We start from the raw sequence: 17,954 nt of genomic DNA on the forward strand, positions 1-17,954 counted from the left end.
GGTGGATCGTGTGTCCGGTCGCTCTTCCGTGGAAGGCGTCTGCGTTTCCGCTTTGTTGTGTCTTTACTTTATCAGGTGTTCCGTGCCCCGCCAAATCGGCGGTTTCGGATCAACCGAACGGGGTAAAGCACCCGTGTGTCAGACTTTATCCTGATTCGCACCATTCTCGATCGCAATTGATCGGCCCTGGAGCGCCCACCGAGCATACCGGTCCCGAGCGCATGCTCGAACCAGTGGATTCAGTGGAAGGAGTTCAGATCGCGGCCCGGTTCCGAGTCGGCCCCTGGGGGCCGCTCGCCGTCCCGCGGCGACTCGGAGAACATTACCCCCAGCCCCGCCCCCAGGCAAACCGGGATCCCTGTGTCGGTGGTCACCCGAGCGCCGGCGTCCTCCGCCTCCGCCAGTCCGTACCCGCCGGATTCCCCGTCCTCCGCACCCTCCGCCTCACCCTCACCACCGGAACCGGGGAACACCCACCGAAGCGGGCGACCTGATCACCGACGAGCCCCGGACGGACGGTGACGCCCGGCCCGAGTGCCTCGGGACCGGACGCGACGCCGCCATGGTCGACGGGGAGCCCGGCCCGTGCTCGGGCCGGGCTCCCCGGAACGCCACTCACCCCGGGGAGATCAGTTCTCCCCGTCCATGTCGTCCTCCATGGAGTCGGTCATCTCGTCGTCCATGGTGTCCCCGTCCATGTCATCCGACATGTCCTCCTCCATGGAGTCGCCCTCCATGTCCTCGGTCATGTCGTCCTCCATGGAGTCGTCCTCCATGTCGTCGGTCATCTCGTCCTCGGTGCCCTCCTCCATCTCCTCGGACTCCACGGAGGACCCGTCGGACGCCGTGTCGTTGCAGGCGGCCATGGTGAGGACGGCCGTGGCACTGATCGCTCCGGCCATGAGCAGGCGGCGGAGGGTGCTGGCTGCGGGCATGATGAACTCTTTTCCGTTCTGATCCGTTGTCCGGTCGTCCCTGGGCAGCGGACGCTCCCAGGGAGGCTTGTGCGCGCACGCGGACGGCGCGCGGTCAGGTGACGACGACTTCGATCGTGTGGTGGCCGGTCGCCCCGTCGGGGGCCACGGCCGCCCGGTCCGGGGTCTGGGTCCCGCCGTCCCTGTCGGTGGCGCGTACGGAGATCCGGTGTTCTCCCGGCTCGGCGTCCCACTCGTGGACCCACTGACGCCAGGTGTCGGCCGTGTCCTCCTCGGCCAACGCCGCCTCCCGCCACTCGCCGTCGTCCACGCGGACCTCCACCCGGTCGATCCCCGTGTTCTGCGCCCAGGCCACACCCGCGAGCGTGACCGTTCCGGCGGGCACCGTCGCGCGTTCGCGCGGTGTGTCGATCCGGGACTGGGTCTTGATCGGCCCCCGGGCCGACCAGCCCCTCGGGACCCAGTAGGCGTCGAAGGCGTCGAAGGTGGTCAGTTCGATGTCGACGATCCACTTGCAGGCCGACACGTAGCCATACAGACCGGGCACGACCATGCGCGCCGGGAACCCGTGGTCGTAGGGGAGCGGCTGGCCGTTCATGCCGATGGCGATCAGGGCGTCGCGGCCGTCCATCACGTCGGCCACGGGCGTGCCGATGGTCATGCCGTCGTCGGACCGCGACACGAGCTGGTCCGCCGGACCGCCGTCCGCGGGCGGGCGCACACCCGCCTCCTCCAGGAGGGCGGCGAGCGGAACACCGATCCAGCGCGCGTTGCCCACGTACTCCCCGCCGACCGGGTTGGAGACGCACGCCAGGGTGATGTCCCGTTCGACGAGATCGTCGCGGGCGAGCAGATCGGCGTACGTGTACACCCGCTCGCGCGCCCCGAGGCCGTGGACGCGCAGCGACCAGGTGGAGGCGTCCACCCGGGGGATGGAGAGCGCCGTGTCGATCCGGTAGAAGTCCTCGTTCGGGGTGAAGAAGGAGGCCAGGCCGTCGATCTCCAGGTCCGCGCCGTCCGGGACGGGCGCGGCCACGGACGCGGGCCTGGGCAGGGTGACGTCCTCCCGTGCGAGCCCGACGCCCGCCCCCGACGAGCTGAACAGCCGGGCGGCCGTCCCCGCGCCCGCCGAGGCCACGGCCGCGGCCCCCGCGAGCAGGGTGAACCTCCGCCGGTCGAACCCCCGGGGCTCCTCCTCCGCGTGCTCGGTCCCGTCGGATCCGTCCGGCCCCGCCTCCTCTCGCCCGGACGGCGCGGCCGCCGGTCGGGACGCGGCCCCCAGCAGCCAGAGCAGGACCGTGCCGCACACGGCCGCCCCGGTGAGCGTCGGCAGCGTGTCGAGGATCCCGCTCCCCGGCCGGGTGAGCGCGGCGGCCAGACCGACGGCCGCGAACGCCGCGATCCCGACGTGGCCGATCCACCTCCGTCGCGCCGCGCCCGCGCCCAGCAGAGCGGCGGCGCCCGCCAGGATCACGCCCATGCCGACGAAGAGAGCGATCTTGTCGGCGGTCCCGAACGTGTCGATCGCGAACTGCTTCACCGGCTGCGGGGTGAGGTCGACGACGGCGTCGCCCACCGCCAGGAGCGGGGCTGACGAGGGCCTGGACAGCAGGGCGCCGACGACCTCGGCCGACGCGAGCGCGGCACCGGCCGCGACGAGGCCGACGATCGCTCCCGGACCGCGTCCGGTGGTACGGGTGGTGTCGAACATGCCCTGGGTTCGGATCCGCTCCGGTCGAGGAGACGTGGGGTGTGGTCACGAACTGATAAACATGTTCCGGCCGAGACGTCACCTCACCGTCCCCCGCGCCGAACAGGGAGACGACGGCAGGTGGGAAGAGGGTGACCGTGGAACGGGTGAGAGGCATCAGGATGGATGGCGCCGGGAGGCCCGGCGGTGGATCCGTGCCGTCGAACGACGAGTTGGCCGGGCTGCTCCGCCAGGCGGCGGTGGGCGACCTGGCCGCGTTCGAACGCGTCTACCGGGAGCTGAGCGGTCCCGTGTTCGGGGTGGTGCGGAGGGTCCTCCTGGACGAGGCCCAGTCCGAGGAGGTGGCCCAGGAGGTGTTCCTGGAGGTGTGGCGGCACTGCGCCCGATTCGACCGGGCACGGGGGAGCGCGCGCTCCTGGGTGTTGACCATCGCGCACCGACGGGCCGTCGACCGGGTGCGGTCGGAGGAGGCCGCGACCGAGCGCGCGACCGCGGCGGGACGGTTGGAGCCGGGGGCGACCCCGGCCGACGGCGTGGAGCAGCACGTCGAGACCAGCCTCGAACGCGAGAAGGTGCGGCGCTGTCTGCGCCGCCTCACCGCGCTCCAGCACGACGCCGTCCGGCTCACGTACTACACGGGGTACACGCAGCGGGAGGCCGCCGCGCTGCTGGAGGTTCCGCTGACCACGTTGAAGGGGCGTCTGCGGGACGGCCTGATCCGGCTCCGTGACTGCCTGGGGGTGACCGCATGAGCGACGTGGACGTCCACGGACTGATCGCCGGATACGCGGTGGACGCGCTGGAGGCCGAGGAACGGGACGCCGTCGAGCGTCACCTGCCGGAGTGCGAGGACTGCCGCCGGGACCTGGCGGAGTTCCGGGAGACGCTGGTCAGGCTGGCGTACGCCGAGGCCGCGCAACCGTCGGAGGAACTGTGGACGCGGGTCAGCGCGCTCGCGAGCCGAACGAGACAGGCCCCGCTCCCGTCAGCGCCGAGGACGGACGGGACGGCGGAGGACGGCGGTCGCGGTCACGGGGACGGGACCGACGGCGGGGACGGGACCGGGAACCGCGGCGGGGACGGGAGCACCGCCGATGTCGTGCACGGCCCCGCGCGCTGGTGGCGCGGCCGGCTGCCGTGGCTCGTCGCGGCGGCGTGCGCGCTGGTCGCGGTGGCGCTCGGCGCCGCGCTGCTGTCGGTGGACCGCAGCATGGACGAGTCGAGGCGGCACCACGCCGAGGTCGAGGCGCTGCTGGCGGCTCCGGACACGCACATGCACGAGGGGCCGCTCGGCGAGGGCGCCAGGGCGACGGCCTTCACGTCCTACGAGATGGACGCGCTCATGCTGGTCGTCGACGGGCTGCCGGACACGCCGCCGGGGATGGAGTACCAGATGTGGTACGTCGACGAGGACGGCATGCGGTCGGCCGGGATGCTCACGCTGTCGGACGACGGCCGGTACTCCGGCATGGCCCACGACATGGGGACGCCGATCCAGGTGGGGGTCTCCCTGGAGCCCGAGGGCGGCATGCCCGAGCCGAGCGAGCAGCCGATGAAGTTCGATCTCTGACCGCCCCGCGGCGGATTGTCGGGAGGTGACAACCGCACCCGGCCGGACACTCACTTCGGGACGGAGAAACCGCGCCACCGTGTCACCTACGGTCGCAGTACTCCGGGGAGGGGGTGGCGAAGGCTCTCCGGTGCGGCGCGGACCGCTTCGCCCGTCCCCGACCCCTACGGAGACACGATGGCAGCAGCACGTCCGTCCGGCACCTCCCCCCTGAACCGAACCCTGAGCACGGTGCGGGTGCTCGTCCGGTCCGGGGTGATCAGCCCCGGACGACCCGACCGGATCGTCCGCCAACTCCGCGCCCTGCGCGTGTGGGGCGCGACCGTGGCCGGCGCCTACGCCGCCGCGAACGAGCGCGTCCCCGACGCCGTGGCGATCGTCGACGAGCGGGGAGCGTTCACCTTCCGCGAGATGGTCCTGCGCGGGCGCGCCCTCGCCCGGGAGCTGCACCGGGCGGGCGTGGGAGCGGGGTCGCGCGTGGGCGTGCTGTGCCGCAACCACAGCGCGTTCGTGCAGACGATGATCGCCTGCGGTCGGCTGGGCGCCGACGCCGTCCTCCTCAACACCGGGCTGGCCCCGGGGCAGCTGGCCGCCGCCACGACGGCGAACCAGGTGTCGGTCCTGGTCCTGGACGAGGAGTTCGACGCGCAGTGCGCGGAGGTCCCGTCCGACGTCGCCCGCGTCCGCGCGTGGGGGGACGGTCCCGCCGGGGGACTCCGGGTGCCGTGGAGCGCCCAGGAGAGCGCGGAGGCCGAACCGGCGCCGCCCGAGCGTCCGGGACGGCTGATCATCCTCACCTCGGGAACCACGGGCACACCGAAGGGGGCGCGACGCCCGACGCCCCGGGGCCCGCGGGACGCGGCGGCGATCCTCTCCAGGATCCCGCTGAACTCCGCGGACCGGATCCTCGTCTCGGCCCCGGCCTTCCACGCGTGGGGGCTGGCGGGCGTCCAGTTGGGCATGACCATGCGCGCGACACTGGTCATGCGCCGTCGTTTCGATCCCGAGGACGTGCTGCGCACGGTGGCGGAGCAGCGGTGCACGGCGCTGTTCGCGGCCCCGGTGATGCTGCGGCGGATCATGGACCTGCCCGCACGGGTGCGGGCGGGGTACGACACCTCCTCGCTGCGGATCGTGGCGTGCAGCGGGTCGGCGATGAGCCCCCGGCTGATCACGGAGTTCATGGACGAGTTCGGGGACGTGCTCTACAACCTGTACGGCTCGACCGAGGTGTCGTGGGCGACCATCGCGACCCCCGAGGACATGCGGGCGGTGCCGACGACGGCGGGACGCCCGCCGTTGGGCACGCGGGTGGCGATCCTCGACGCGGACGGCGCGCAGGTGCCGCCGGGGACGGAGGGTTCGATCTTCGTCGGCAACGACATGCTCTTCGACGGCTACACGAACGGCGCGAACAAGAACCGCGCGCACGGGCTCATGGAGACGGGCGACCGCGGGCGACTCGACGCCGACGGGCTGCTGCACGTGTCCGGGCGCGACGACGACATGATCGTCTCGGGCGGGGAGAACGTGTTCCCGCGTCCCGTGGAGGAGGCGATCCTGACGCTGCCCTCCGTGAGCGAGGTCGCTGTGACGGGTGTGCCGGACGAGGAGTTCGGGCAGCGGTTCGCGGCGTTCGTCGTGCCGCGGGAGGGCGCGGAGGTGGACCCGGACGAGGTCCGCGCGGTCGTCCGTACCGAGGTCAGCCGGTTCGCCGTGCCGCGCGACGTGGTGCCGCTGGACGAGTTGCCGCGCAACCCCGCGGGCAAGGTGATGAAGCGGCACCTTCCGACGGACCTCCCCCCGCGGTGACGGCCGCTCCGGACACCTCGTGCACGAGGACATCGAAGACTTTGACATCGTGTGCGCGGTAACTACCATGAGTCCGGTGTCGGACCGAACCCCTGGCCCCGAGGGCGGTTCCCCCCTCCCACCCGTCGACGAGCAGATGTGCTTCGCGCTGTACACCGCCGCGCGGGCCGTCACCAACATCTACCGGCCCCACCTCGACCCGTTGGGCCTGACCTATCCCCAGTACCTGGTGATGATGCTGTTGTGGGAGCGGGAGGAATGCTCGGTCAAGGAGATCGGCGCCGTCCTGCAACTCGACTACGGCACCCTCACCCCGATGCTGAAGCGTCTGGAGACTCGGGGACTCCTCCACCGCGGCCGTGACCCGGAGGACGAGCGGACCGTCCGTGTCGCCGCCACCGAGGAGGGCAGGCGGCTGCGCGTCCGGGCCGAGGGGATCCCGGACGCGATCGGTCGCGCCATCGACCTGCCCGGGGACGAGTTCGAGGCCACGCGCCTGTCCCTGGGGCGTCTGCGGGCGAACGTGCTCGGGCACGGGGCGGACACTCCGCGGCGACGGCGTACCTGAGTCTCCGTCGCGCGTGTCCGCCGCCGGGGGACGGCGGCGGACACGGTGGCGGCGGGGACGGGCACCACGGGGGTCGTGCCCGTCCCCACGTGTGTGGGCGGGCCCGCGTGCCCGCCCACGCGCGGTCCCGGATCGGCCCGAACCCCGTACGCGGCGGAGTCTCTGCGTTACCGTGGGGACATGTCGATCTGGGCGTCCGACAACCGCAGCGGACAGGTGCGCGAGGCCCTGACCATGCTCCTGTCCCAGGGGGTGATCGACGACTTCCGCATCCGCCCCGAGGACGAGTTCCCCTTCCGGGTGCAGATCGCCGCGGGGGTGGTGCCGATGACCGAGCACCAGGCCGCGCACTTCGTGCTGGGCGCCACGGTCGCCCACTTCGGGCGTCTGGCCAGGGGCGAGAGCACCCTGTGACGCCTCCCCGTCACGTCACCGGTTCGCCGATGCCCCAGAAGGCGGCGGTGTGCCCGGTCGAGCAGACGGTGTCGAGGAAGTGGGCGCCCGCGCTCCCGCATCCGGACGAGGGGTCGACGGGGGTGCCGTGTCCCATACCGGTCACCGTGTAGCGGGCGACGGCCGCGGTCGTCGGTCCGCCGCCGTGGTAGGCGGCCGTGGTGGAGCCGCCCAGGTCCTCGGTGGAGTCGGGTGCTCCGGGCACGCCCGCGACATCGGTCCACTGGGCGACGCTCGCGTCCGCGTTGGCGGGCACCACCGTGTGGTCGGCGGTGCCGTGCCAGACGGCGACGCGCGGCCACGGGCCCGTCCAGTCGGGGTTCTTGGCGCGCACCTGGTCGCCCCACAGTTCGGGGGTACGCGACCGGCCCGGGTTCATGCAGGTGAAGGCGTCGATCACGGTGCGGGCGCAGCCCACGGGGACACCGGCCACGATCGATCCGCCGGCGAAGACGTCGGGGTAGGCGGCGAGGAGTTCGCCGGTCATCGCGCCGCCCGCGGAGAGGCCGGAGGCGTACACCCGTCCGTCGTCGAGCCCGTACCGGGCCACGGCGTAGGCGACCATGGAACGCACGGAGGCGGCCTCGCCGGAGCCCCGGGCCACGTCGCCGGGGGAGAACCAGTTGAAGCAGCGGTTGAGGTTGTTGGTGTAGCGCTGTTCGGCGTAGACGAGCGCGAAGCCGTGGGCGTCGGCGTGCTCGGCCCAGCCGGAGTGGGCGTGGTAGGCGGCGGCGTCCTGGCCGCAGCCGTGCAGGAGGACGACCAGGGGCGCGTCGGCGTCCAGCCCGTCGGGGACGTACGCGTACATGCCGAGGGCACCGGGGTTGGCGCCGAAGAAGGGCACCGGGTGCAGCGCGGCGGCCTCGGCGCGCGGCGCGCTGGAGAGGAGTACGGTCGCGGTCGCCGCGAGCAGGGTCACCAGCGCCGCCGCGAGGCTTCGCGGGGTCGGGGCCGTCCGCACGGCCGTGGGGGAGTGCATGGGAGCCTCCGGGTTCGACGGTGGGGGGAGGGTTCGGCCGAACCTTGCGCGGAGCCTAACCCCGGCCCCGGCGCGGGCGACATGTCCGTGGGACCCCGATCCGCTCGTGCGGAGCGGTGGAGTGCCCACAGCGGTCACCGCGCACATGTCCGGTCCGCACACACTCTCGCCCGGGCGAGTGTCCGGGCAGCCCATCCCCTGACCGCCGCGCCCGACCTACGTTGCTAGACATGACGACGCACGAGTACCCGTCGCACGCGGCACGGCGGGCCCCGCACACCCCCGACGCCGCCGCGACCCCCGCCGCCCACAGCGTCCGCGTCGACCTGACCGGCAGGACCGCGCTGGTCACCGGCGCGGCCAGCGGCATCGGTCGGGCCTGCGCGCTGCGGCTCTCCGCCGCCGGCGCGACCGTGCGCATGGCGGACCTCGACGGCGGGGCGCTGGCGGAGCTGGCCCGGCAGGGCGTGGGTGAGGCCGTCGAGATCGACCTCACCGACCTGGACGCCGCCGAGGAGGCCGGGCGCGGAGCGGACATCGTCGTGAACAACGCGGGCGTCCAGACGGTCGCGCCCGTCCAGGACTTCCCTCCGGAGCGTTTCTCGTTCATCCTTCGACTCATGGTCGAGTCGCCGTTCCGCGTCGTGCGCGGCGCACTCCCGCACATGTACGAGCGGGGGTGGGGCCGGGTCGTGAACATCTCCTCGGTGCACGGGCTGCGGGCCTCGGCCTACAAGTCGGCCTACGTGACCGCCAAGCACGGGTTGGAGGGCTTCTCGAAGGTGGTGGCCCTGGAGGGCGCCGCCCACGGCGTGACCTCCAACTGCGTGAACCCCGGCTACGTGCGGACGCCCCTGGTGGAGCGGCAGATCGCCGAACAGGCGGCGGCGCACGGGATCCCCGAGGAACGGGTGGCCGCGGAGGTCCTGCTGGCGCGGAGTCCGGTCAAGCGGTTGGTCGAACCGGCCGAGGTCGCCGAACTGGTCGCCTACCTGTGTGGTCCGGACGCGTCGTTCGTCAACGGCGCGTCGTTGCCGGTCGACGGAGCATGGAGCGCGAGCTGAACACCACCCCCGCCGACGGGCCCGTCCCGGAGCCCCATCCAGACCACGCGTCCGCCCCTGACCCGGCGGGCGCGGCGGACCAGGCGTTCTTCCTGGACCTGTTGCTGCGGGACGCGCCGACCGTGGAGTACGAACGGCCGGTGCTGCGCGCCCGCGCCGAGGGCGCCGACCCGGCGGTCGTGGCCGCGCTGGAGAACACGAAGCTGACGGCGCTGCGCGTGCGGTCGGTCATGCGCGACCGGCAGCGCCGCGAGTCCGAGCTGAGCGCGCTGTTCGAGACGGCCAACGACCTGGCCGGGATGCGCAGCCTGGACCAGGTGCTCCAGGCGATCGTGGAGCGGGCGCGCCACCTGCTCGGCACCGACGTCGCGTACCTGACGCTGAGCGACCCGGAGGTGGGCGGCACGTACATGCGCGTGACGTCGGGTTCGGTGTCGGCGGCCTTCCAGCGGCTGCGGCTCGGCGCGGGCAAGGGGCTGGGCGGGTTGGTGGCCTCGACCGCGTTGCCCTACGTCACCGCCAACTACTTCGCGGATCCGCGGTTCACCCACGCGGAGAACATCGACCACGCGGTGCGCGAGGAGGGCCTGGTGGCCATCCTGGGCGTGCCGCTGAAGATGAACGGCCGCGACGTGGGGGTGCTGTTCGCGGCCAACCGCCGGGAACGGCCGTTCGCGCACTCCGAGGTCGCGCTGCTGGCGTCGCTGGCCACGCACGCGGCGATCGCGATCGACAGCGCGAACCTCATCGACGACACCCGCCGCGCCCTCGACGAGCTGCACACCGTCAACGAGCGGCTCCAGCGGCACACCGCGTCCGTGGAGCGGTCGGCGGCGGCGCACGACCGGCTCACGGACCTGGTGCTGCGCGGCGGCGGGGTGCGCGAGGTGGCGGCGGCGATCGCCGGGGTCCTGGGCGGTTCGGTGCTGATCCACGACACGGCCTCGGACGCGTCGGTGACCGCCACCCCGGAGGGGGTGGTCGGCGAGGCCGAACCGGGCGGCGACCCGCTGGACGAGGCGGATCTGTCCGAGGCGGCGCGTTCGTCGTTGGCCAGCGGACGCGCCGTGCGCGCGGGGGAGGCGGACGGCGTGTGGGTCGCGGTGGCCGCGGCCGGGAACGAACCCCTGGGCACACTGGTTCTGCGCGGCGTGGCCTTGGACGACACCGACCAGCGGATCCTGGAACGGGCGGCGATGGTGACCGCGCTGCTCCTGCTCATCCGCCGGTCGGTGAGCGAGACCGAGCACCGGGTGCGCGGCGACCTGCTCAACGAGCTGCTGGAGGTGCCCGCGCGTGAACCGGGGTCGCTGCGCCAGCGCGCGGCCCTGCTCAGGGCCGACCTGGACGCCCCGCACGTGCTGGTGGTGGCCGAGGCGCCCGGCGCCGATCCGGGGCGGCTGCGGTCGGCGGCGACCTACGCCGCGGAGACCACCGGCGGCCTGACCGGTCAGCGGGCCGGGCGCCTGGTGCTCGCGCTCCCCGGAACCGATCCGGCCGAGGTGGGGAGCCGGGTGGTCGCGGAGCTGTCCGCCGCGGCCAACGGGCCGGTGACGGCGGGTCTGGCCGGGCCGACGGAGGGCCCGGCGACGTTCCGGGGCGCGTTCACCGAGGCGACCCGCTGCCTCCAGACGCTGCGGGCGCTGGGCCGGGAGGGCGCCGTGGCGACCGCGGACGACCTGGGCTTCTCCGGTCTGCTGCTCAGCCAGGACCGGGACGTGCCCGGTTTCGTGGGGGCGACCCTGGGCCCGCTGCTGGACTACGACGCACGGCGCGGCACGCTGCTCGTCCAGACGCTGCGCGCCTACTTCGCGGCCGGGGGCAACCTGTCCCGCGCCAAGGACGACCTGCACATCCACGTGAACACCGTGGCGCAGCGCCTGGAGCGGATCAGTCAGCTGATCGGAGCGGACTGGCAGCGCCCCGACCGCGCACTGGAGCTACAGCTCGCGCTGCACCTGCACGGTCTGCTCGACGAGGGTGTGGACCTCCTCGGCGACCAGGGCGGCGGTTGACGGGGCCGAACGCCCACGGCTCGGTAGGCTCGGAGGGCCGGCGACCCCCGAGACGACCGCGAGGCCCGCAGTGTCCCTTCCTCTCCCCGGAACCGCCGACGACCGTGCCGTGGGCGTCCTGCTGGGCGCCGCCTGCGGGGACGCGCTGGGCGTTCCCTACGAGTTCCGGCCGCCGCTGCGTGAGGACGAGACCCCGGCGATGGTGGGCGGCGGGCTCGGGCCCTACGCGCCGGGAGAGTACTCCGACGACACCCAGATGGCGGTCTGCGTCGCCGAGGCCCTGCGCGACCACGACGACCCGCTCTCCCCCGAGGCGCTGGCGGCGACGGCGCGGGCGTTCCTGAGGTGGCGGGACGAGGGGGCCACCGACATCGGGAACCAGACCGCGCGGGTCCTGGGCGAGGCCGAGCACGCCCGGCGGACCGACCGGGTCGCCCAGGTCATGGCGGAGGGTGCGGCCGAGCTGTACGCGGCGGGCGTCCCGAGCGCGGGGAACGGCTCCCTGATGCGCACGGGGCCGCTCGCGCTGGCCTACCTCGACGATCCCCGGGGACTGGCCGTGGCGGCGCGGCGGTTCAGCGACCTCACCCACGGCGACCCGCTGGCGGGGGAGGCGTGCGTCCTGTGGTGCGAGGGTGTGCGGCACGCTGTGGCCGACGCCGACCTCGGCGGCGTCCGCGCGGGCCTCGACCTGCTGCCAGAGGATCGGCGCGACGCGTGGTCGGGGTGGTTGGACGAGGCCGAGGCGCGTCCTCCGCACGCGTTCGGCGACAACGGGTTCGTCGTCCGGGCGCTCCAGGCCGCGTGGTCCGCGGTCACGCGGGAGGACGGGTTCGCACCGGCGCTGACGTCCGCCGTGCGCGCCGGGAACGACACGGACACCGTGGCGGCGATCGCCGGTGCGCTGCTGGGCGCACGGTGGGGTGCCCGGTCGATCCCCGCGGAGTACGTGTCCGCCGTGCACGGCTGGCCCGGTTACCGGGCCGAGGGGCTCGCCGACCTGGCCCTGGCCGTCACCCGTCGGCACTCCTGAGCGGGAGCTCGGGGCACCGGGGAGGGCCGCGTTCCGGCGTAAGTCGATATGTCGACACAACGACACATCGTTTGGGCGCGTTCCTCCCGGTTTATCGACGCGGTCGGACTGTCCGGAACCCCCGCCGCGCGGAGGGGCCCGCGAACGGCGGGCACGGCGCCTCACCAGTGACTATTTACTGAACGATCGGTCTGTAATACTGTGCGAGCAGACCCACAGCCCGAGGAGAGGACCGTCAGGTGTCCCACACACTGGAGAGCTACGCGCGCGGATCGTGGTTCACCCCCGAGGACGAGGGCGCGCCGCTGGCCGACGCGAACACCGGCGAGACCGTCGCCCGGATCTCGGCCAACGGACCCGACGTGGCCGGGATGATCGACTACGCGCGGAGCGTGGGCGGCCCCGCGCTGCGCGCGCTCACCTTCCACCAGCGTGCGATCGTCCTCAAGCGGCTCGCCGCGCACCTGACCGAACACAAGGCCGAGTTCTACGCGCTGTCCCACCGCACCGGCGCCACCAGCCGCGACACGATGGTCGACGTCGACGGCGGTTTCGGCACGCTGTTCAGCTTCTCCAGCAAGGGGCGGCGCGAGCTGCCCAACGCGACGGTCATCCTCGACGGGCCCGTGGAGCCGCTCAGCCGCCAGGGCACCTTCGTCGGTCAGCACGTGTACACCTCCCGCCCGGGGGTGGCCGTGCAGATCAACGCCTTCAACTTCCCCGTGTGGGGGATGCTGGAGAAGCTCGCGCCCGCCTTCCTCGCCGGGATGCCGAGCATCGTCAAGCCCGCGGGCCAGACCGCGTACCTGACCGAGGCCGTCGTGCGGCGCATGGTCGAGTCCGGCCTCCTGCCGGAGGGCTCGCTCCAGCTCCTCGTGGGCACCCACCGCGGTCTGCTCGACCACCTCGGCCCGCAGGACGTCGTGGCCTTCACCGGCTCGGCCGCGACCGGCGCCCTTCTGCGCGAACACCCGAACGTCGTGCGCGGCGGGGTCCAGCTCAACGTCGAGGCCGACTCGCTGAACTGCTCGATCCTCGGCCCGGACGTCGGGGTCGAGGACCCCGAGTTCGACCTGTTCGTCAAGCAGGTGGTCACGGAGATGACCGTCAAGGCGGGGCAGAAGTGCACCGCCATCCGCCGCGTGATCGTGCCCCAGCCGATGGCCGACGCCGTCACCGAGGCCATCACCGACCGCCTGTCCACCGTCGTCGTGGGCGCCGCCGACCACGACGGAGTGCGGATGGGCCCGCTGGCCACCCTCGACCAGCGCGCCGAGGTCCGCAAGGCGGTCAGGGCGCTGCTCGCCTCCGCCGACCTCGTCCACGGCGACCTGGACGAGGTCGAGGTGGTGGGCGCCGACGCCGAGTCGGGCGCGTTCATGTCGCCCATCCTGCTCCGCGCCCGCCCCGAGGCCGACGAGCCGCACGAGGTGGAGGCGTTCGGCCCGGTGAGCACCGTGATCGCCTACGAGGACCTGGCCCAGGCGATCGGGCTGGCCGCGCGGGGGCGGGGCAGCCTGGTCGGCTCGGTCGTCACGCACGACCCGGACGTGGCCCGCGAGGTCGTCCTCGGCCTGGCCCCGTGGCACGGCCGGATCCTCGTGCTCGACCGCGACGACGCCAAGGAGTCCACCGGGCACGGCTCGCCGCTGCCGATGCTGGTGCACGGAGGCCCGGGCCGCGCGGGCGGCGGTGAGGAGATGGGCGGCGTGCGCGGCGTCAAGCACCACATGCAGCGCACGGCGGTCCAGGCCTCCCCGGACATGGTGACCGCGATCACGGGGCACTGGACCACCGGTTCCAGGCGCGACGTCGGCGAGGTGCACCCGTTCCGCAAGAACCTCGCCGAGCTGCGGATCGGCGACACGATCGCCTCCGCGACGCGCACGGTCACGCGCGAGGACATCGACCACTTCGCCGAGTTCACCGGGGACACGTTCTACGCCCACACCGACGAGGAGGCCGCCGCGGCCAACCCGTTGTTCGGCGGGATCGTGGCCCACGGCTACCTGGTGGTCTCGCTCGCCGCGGGACTGTTCGTCGACCCGGCCCCGGGCCCGGTCCTGGCCAACTTCGGCGTGGACAACCTGCGGTTCCTCACGCCCGTCAAGGAGGGCGAGTCCATCCGGGTGCGGCTGACCGCCAAGCAGATCACGCCCCGCACGAACGCCGACTACGGCGAGGTGCGCTGGGACGCGCTGGTCACGAACGAGCGCGACGAGCCGGTCGCGACCTACGACGTGCTCACGCTGGTCGCGAAGGGCGACGAGTAGACGCGGCGCCGCATCGGCATGTCGACGGCGCGGCGCCCCGCCACCGGTGCGGACCGGGGCGGGGCGCTTCGTCGTTCGCAAGCCCTCAGACGGCCGCCCATCCGTTGTCGACCGGCAGCACCACGCCGTTGACGTTGCTCGCGGCGTCGGAGGCCAGGAAGACGATGGCCGCCGCGAGCTCGGACGCCTCGGCGACCCGGCCGATGTTGGCCGCGTACGTGCCCATGACGGCGGGCCCGTGGGCCCCGGGAGAGGGGTTCACGGAGATGCCCGTCGCGGTTCCGCCCGGGGCGACGGCGTTGACCCGGATCCCCCTGTCCCGGTACATCACCGCGGTGGACTTCACCAGGCCGACCACCCCGTGCTTGGCGGCGGTGTAGGCGGCGCCCGCCGCGCTCCCGCGGAGCGAGGCCTCCGAGGCCGTGAACACGATCGAGCCCGCGCCCCGCTCCAGCATGTGCGGCAGGACGGCGCGGGTGAGCAGGAACGGAGCGGTGAGGTTCACACGGATGAGCCGCTCCCAGACGGCGTCGGAGACCTCGGCCGCGGCGGACAGGTCGTCCATGATCCCGGCGTTGTTGACCAGGACGTCGATGCCGCCGAAGCGGTCGGCGGCGGTGGCCGCGACCCGGTCGACCACCTCCTGGCGGCTGAGGTCGCCGACCACGGTCTCCGCGGTTCCCCCGGCCGCGCGGACCTCGTCGGCCGCGGCCTCGGCGGTGTCGGCGTCGAGATCCGCGACGAGGACCCGGGCGCCCTCCGCGGCGAACCGCAGCGCGCTCGCCCGGCCGATGCCGGACCCGCCTCCGGTGACGATCACGCTCTTGTCCTCGAAGCTCGAACCGCTCATGGGATGTCCTCTCGAAACCGCTGGTGACGGGTGCAATAGTGTCACTGTAGGACTTTTTGTCGCTTAATGACAATAATGAAGTCCGGTCGGGGCGGCTGCGACCGGACTCGGCGGCCCTTACGCCTAGGGTGGGATCCGCCCGGGGAGCCGCGACGTGAGGGGGAGGACCGTGGGGAGGACACCGTCTCCGGACTCCGCCCGTGCGCGCCCGGGCAGGGGTCGCCCGCCCATGACCCCCCGGCGACGGGAGATCGTCCGCACGCAGATCGCGCACGCCGCGGTCCGGCTGTTCACGGAGAACGGGGTGTCGGAGACCACCGGCGACGACATCGCGCGTGAGCTCGGCATCTCCACCCGGACGCTGTGGAGGTACTTCCCCAGCAAGGAGGGCTGTGTGCGGCCCCTGCTGACCGCGGGCCTCGACGACATGGCCGCGTACCTGCGCGCCTGCCCTGCGGAGACATCCCTCCTGGAGTTCCTGGAGCGCGAGGACGCCTTCGGCGACGAACCGCCGCTGGCGGGCCCGGTGGCCGACCTCGTCCGGATGGTGCACACGGAGCCCGCGCTCGCGGCCGTGTGGTTGGAGGTCCATCACGCGGCCGAGTCGGTCTTCGCGGACATCATCGCCGAGCGCACCGGGGGGAGCGCGGAGGATCTGGACGTGCGGGTGCAGGCCGCCACGCTCAACGCCGCGCTGCGGCTGGCCGCCGAGGAGTGGGTCCGCCGCACGGAGAGGAAGGGCGACGAACCCGGGATGGGCCGCCTCATCCGCGACGCGCTCGCGACCGCGGTCCGGGGCCTGCCCGCGTTCGGGCACGGAGACGACGCGTAACCCGACGCGGCGCCGCATCGGCGTGTCGACGGCGCGGCGCCCCGCCACCGGTGCGGACCGGGGCGGGGCGCGTCGTCGTTCGGGTGCCGGGCAGGGTCAACCACCGGCGCCCGGGCGCCGGGCGGGGAACCCGTGGACGCGGGCGGCCAGCACGACGACCAGCACGGGGGCCAGCAGGACGGGCAGGGTCCAGGGCAGGGCCGCCGGTCCGAGGCCGGCGAGCAGCGCCCCGCCCGCGACCCCGCCGCCGGCCATCGCCACGTTCCACAGGGTGACGAGCATCGACTGCGCGGTGTCGGCGGCCTCGCCGCCCGCGTCGGCCACGGCGGTCTGGAGGAGGGTGGGGACACCGCCCCAGCCGAGCCCCCACAGCACCACCGCGGCGTACACGGGAACGGCGCCGTCGGACAGGAGGGCCAGAGCGGTGGCCGCCACGGCGACCAGGACGACGCTGCCCACGACGAGCGTGCGCGGCCCGCGGTCGATGTGCGCGCCCACGACCCAGATGCTCACGAGGGACGCCGCGCCGAACAGCAGCAGGACGAGATCGACCGCCTCGTCCAGACCCGCATGGCCCAGGAACGCGGCCACGTACGTGTACAGGATGGTGTGCGCGAGCACGAAGACCAGAGTGACGACCAGGACCGGGAGGACGCCCGGGACGGCGAGGGTCCGGCCCACGGGCGTCCCCGCGCCCGGCTCCTGGCCGGGCTGGTCCGGGACCAGGGCGAGGATCCACACGACGAGGACGACGGTGAGCGCGGTCATCAGGCCGAAGGTCAGCCGCCAGCCCGCGACCGCGCCGAGGAAGGCGCCCGCGGGCACGCCCAGGGACAGCGCGACCGGGATGCCCGCCATGACGACCGCGATCGCCCTGCCCTGGAGGTGGTCGGGGACCATGCGGCGCGCGTATCCGGCCAGCATCGCCCAGGCCAACCCGGCGGCCACGCCCGCGACGAACCGGGCGGCCATGGTGAGGAGGTAGTCCGTCGAGGCCGCCGTGACGGTGTTGGCGAGCGCGAACGCCACGACCGTCGCCAGCAGCAGCCGCTTGCGCCGCCACCGCGCCGTGGCCGCGGTCAGGGGGATCGCGGTGAGCGCCGTGCCGAGCGCGTAGACCGTCACCGACTGCCCCATGGCGGACTCGCTGACGGCGAGGTCGGCGCTCATCGCGGGCAGCACCCCGGCGGGCAGGGTCTCGGTGAGGGAGGTGACGAAGACGGCCGTGGCCAGGGCCAGCAGGGCGGCGAGGGGGAGACGGTCGGCCGGTGGGGTTCGGGGGTCCGTGGTGGAGGTGCTTCGCATACCGCGTATGCTCAAACCATCACATAGATGTGAAGGTCAACGCGGCGGAGAGTGAGCTCGACCACATGCGCATCGGAGAGCTGTCCGAGCGGACCGGCACCCCCCGACGACTGCTCAGGTACTACGAGGAGCAGGACCTGATCCGCCCCCGCCGCCTGCCCAACGGCTACCGCGACTACGACCCCCGGCTGGTCGACCGGGTCCTGCAGATCCGGGGACTCCTCGACACCGGGCTCCCCACCCGGTTGATCCGGCAGATCCTCCCCTGCCTGGACCAGCCCCGGTCCATCCACTTCCCCGACGCCACCCCGGAGATGCTCGCGCTGCTGGAGCACGAGCGCGACCGGATGTCCCAGCGCATCTCCTGCCTGTCCAGGAACAGGGACGCCATCTCGGAGTACCTGGAGGCCGTCCGCGACGGGAACCCTCCACGGGCGTGAGGAGGGGCCGCCGGGGCGGTCGGACCTGAGCGGACCGGCCCCGGCCGTTCCCCGTCCTGGCGACGAGTCGACACGGCGACACGACGCCTCGTCACCCTGTCTCCGCCACCGGGC

The 17,954-nt window shown here is 73.4% G+C and carries 16 protein-coding genes; 11 read left to right on the forward strand and 5 right to left on the reverse strand.

Annotated elements, in window-relative coordinates; translation table 11 throughout:
* Nucleotides 1-629: 629 nt before the first annotated feature.
* Nucleotides 630-935: a hypothetical protein gene (locus ACIBFB_RS25530; RefSeq protein ID WP_397234384.1), complete on the reverse strand. Its 306-nt coding sequence runs from the start codon at nucleotides 933-935 to the stop codon at nucleotides 630-632.
* Nucleotides 936-1,029: 94 nt separating this feature from the next.
* Nucleotides 1,030-2,646, reverse strand: a complete 1,617-nt coding sequence (locus ACIBFB_RS25535) for a molybdopterin-dependent oxidoreductase (protein WP_397234386.1) — start codon at nucleotides 2,644-2,646, stop codon at nucleotides 1,030-1,032.
* Between the two features lie 161 nt (nucleotides 2,647-2,807).
* Here ACIBFB_RS25535 and sigK point away from each other — a divergent pair, with 161 nt between their 5' ends.
* From sigK to ACIBFB_RS25560, 5 genes are all read left to right on the forward strand, one after another.
* Entirely contained in the window at nucleotides 2,808-3,398 is a 591-nt protein-coding gene (gene sigK / locus ACIBFB_RS25540) for an ECF RNA polymerase sigma factor SigK (RefSeq protein WP_397234482.1), read from the forward strand.
* Entirely contained in the window at nucleotides 3,395-4,216 is an 822-nt protein-coding gene (locus tag ACIBFB_RS25545; RefSeq protein ID WP_397234388.1) for an anti-sigma factor domain-containing protein, read from the forward strand. The genes sigK and ACIBFB_RS25545 overlap by 4 nt, the downstream gene beginning before the upstream one ends.
* 177 nt (nucleotides 4,217-4,393) lie before the next feature.
* Entirely contained in the window at nucleotides 4,394-6,028 is a 1,635-nt protein-coding gene (locus ACIBFB_RS25550) for an AMP-binding protein (protein ID WP_397234390.1), read from the forward strand.
* 67 nt (nucleotides 6,029-6,095) lie between these two features.
* Nucleotides 6,096-6,596, forward strand: a complete 501-nt coding sequence (locus tag ACIBFB_RS25555; RefSeq protein ID WP_397234392.1) for a MarR family winged helix-turn-helix transcriptional regulator — start codon at nucleotides 6,096-6,098, stop codon at nucleotides 6,594-6,596.
* A gap of 180 nt (nucleotides 6,597-6,776) precedes the next feature.
* Complete coding sequence (locus tag ACIBFB_RS25560) at nucleotides 6,777-7,010, forward strand: hypothetical protein (RefSeq protein ID WP_075926532.1); 234 nt, start codon at nucleotides 6,777-6,779, stop codon at nucleotides 7,008-7,010.
* Between the two features lie 10 nt (nucleotides 7,011-7,020).
* Here ACIBFB_RS25560 and ACIBFB_RS25565 read toward each other — a convergent pair whose 3' ends face one another.
* Entirely contained in the window at nucleotides 7,021-8,028 is a 1,008-nt protein-coding gene (locus ACIBFB_RS25565) for an alpha/beta hydrolase family esterase (RefSeq protein ID WP_397234395.1), read from the reverse strand.
* Nucleotides 8,029-8,258: 230 nt separating this feature from the next.
* Here ACIBFB_RS25565 and ACIBFB_RS25570 point away from each other — a divergent pair, with 230 nt between their 5' ends.
* From ACIBFB_RS25570 to paaZ, 4 genes are all read left to right on the forward strand, one after another.
* Nucleotides 8,259-9,092 carry a 3-hydroxybutyrate dehydrogenase gene (locus ACIBFB_RS25570; protein ID WP_397234397.1) on the forward strand — a complete coding sequence of 278 codons (834 nt, stop codon included), beginning with the start codon at nucleotides 8,259-8,261 and terminating at the stop codon, nucleotides 9,090-9,092.
* Nucleotides 9,077-11,107 (forward strand): helix-turn-helix domain-containing protein, encoded by a 2,031-nt coding sequence (locus ACIBFB_RS25575; protein WP_397234399.1) that lies wholly within the window; start codon nucleotides 9,077-9,079, stop codon nucleotides 11,105-11,107. The genes ACIBFB_RS25570 and ACIBFB_RS25575 overlap by 16 nt, the downstream gene beginning before the upstream one ends.
* Nucleotides 11,108-11,177: 70 nt before the next feature.
* Nucleotides 11,178-12,140: an ADP-ribosylglycohydrolase family protein gene (locus ACIBFB_RS25580; RefSeq protein WP_397234401.1), complete on the forward strand. Its 963-nt coding sequence runs from the start codon at nucleotides 11,178-11,180 to the stop codon at nucleotides 12,138-12,140.
* A gap of 239 nt (nucleotides 12,141-12,379) precedes the next feature.
* Nucleotides 12,380-14,413, forward strand: coding sequence for a phenylacetic acid degradation bifunctional protein PaaZ (paaZ, locus tag ACIBFB_RS25585; protein ID WP_397234403.1), 2,034 nt, complete (start codon nucleotides 12,380-12,382; stop codon nucleotides 14,411-14,413).
* A gap of 85 nt (nucleotides 14,414-14,498) precedes the next feature.
* Here paaZ and ACIBFB_RS25590 read toward each other — a convergent pair whose 3' ends face one another.
* Nucleotides 14,499-15,263: an SDR family NAD(P)-dependent oxidoreductase gene (locus ACIBFB_RS25590; RefSeq protein ID WP_397234405.1), complete on the reverse strand. Its 765-nt coding sequence runs from the start codon at nucleotides 15,261-15,263 to the stop codon at nucleotides 14,499-14,501.
* Nucleotides 15,264-15,492: 229 nt separating this feature from the next.
* Here ACIBFB_RS25590 and ACIBFB_RS25595 point away from each other — a divergent pair, with 229 nt between their 5' ends.
* Complete coding sequence (locus ACIBFB_RS25595; RefSeq protein WP_397234407.1) at nucleotides 15,493-16,095, forward strand: TetR/AcrR family transcriptional regulator; 603 nt, start codon at nucleotides 15,493-15,495, stop codon at nucleotides 16,093-16,095.
* A gap of 96 nt (nucleotides 16,096-16,191) precedes the next feature.
* Here the strand turns inward: ACIBFB_RS25595 and ACIBFB_RS25600 are convergent, their stop codons facing one another.
* Nucleotides 16,192-17,400, reverse strand: a complete 1,209-nt coding sequence (locus ACIBFB_RS25600; RefSeq protein WP_397234409.1) for an MFS transporter — start codon at nucleotides 17,398-17,400, stop codon at nucleotides 16,192-16,194.
* A 65-nt stretch (nucleotides 17,401-17,465) separates the two neighbouring features.
* Between ACIBFB_RS25600 and ACIBFB_RS25605 the strand changes: the two genes are divergently transcribed.
* Nucleotides 17,466-17,840, forward strand: coding sequence for a MerR family transcriptional regulator (locus ACIBFB_RS25605; RefSeq protein ID WP_397234484.1), 375 nt, complete (start codon nucleotides 17,466-17,468; stop codon nucleotides 17,838-17,840).
* Nucleotides 17,841-17,954 lie beyond the last annotated feature (114 nt).

This window comes from Nocardiopsis sp. NPDC050513, assembly GCF_044457925.1.
In the GTDB taxonomy this organism is placed as follows: Bacteria; Actinomycetota; Actinomycetes; order Streptosporangiales; family Streptosporangiaceae; genus Nocardiopsis.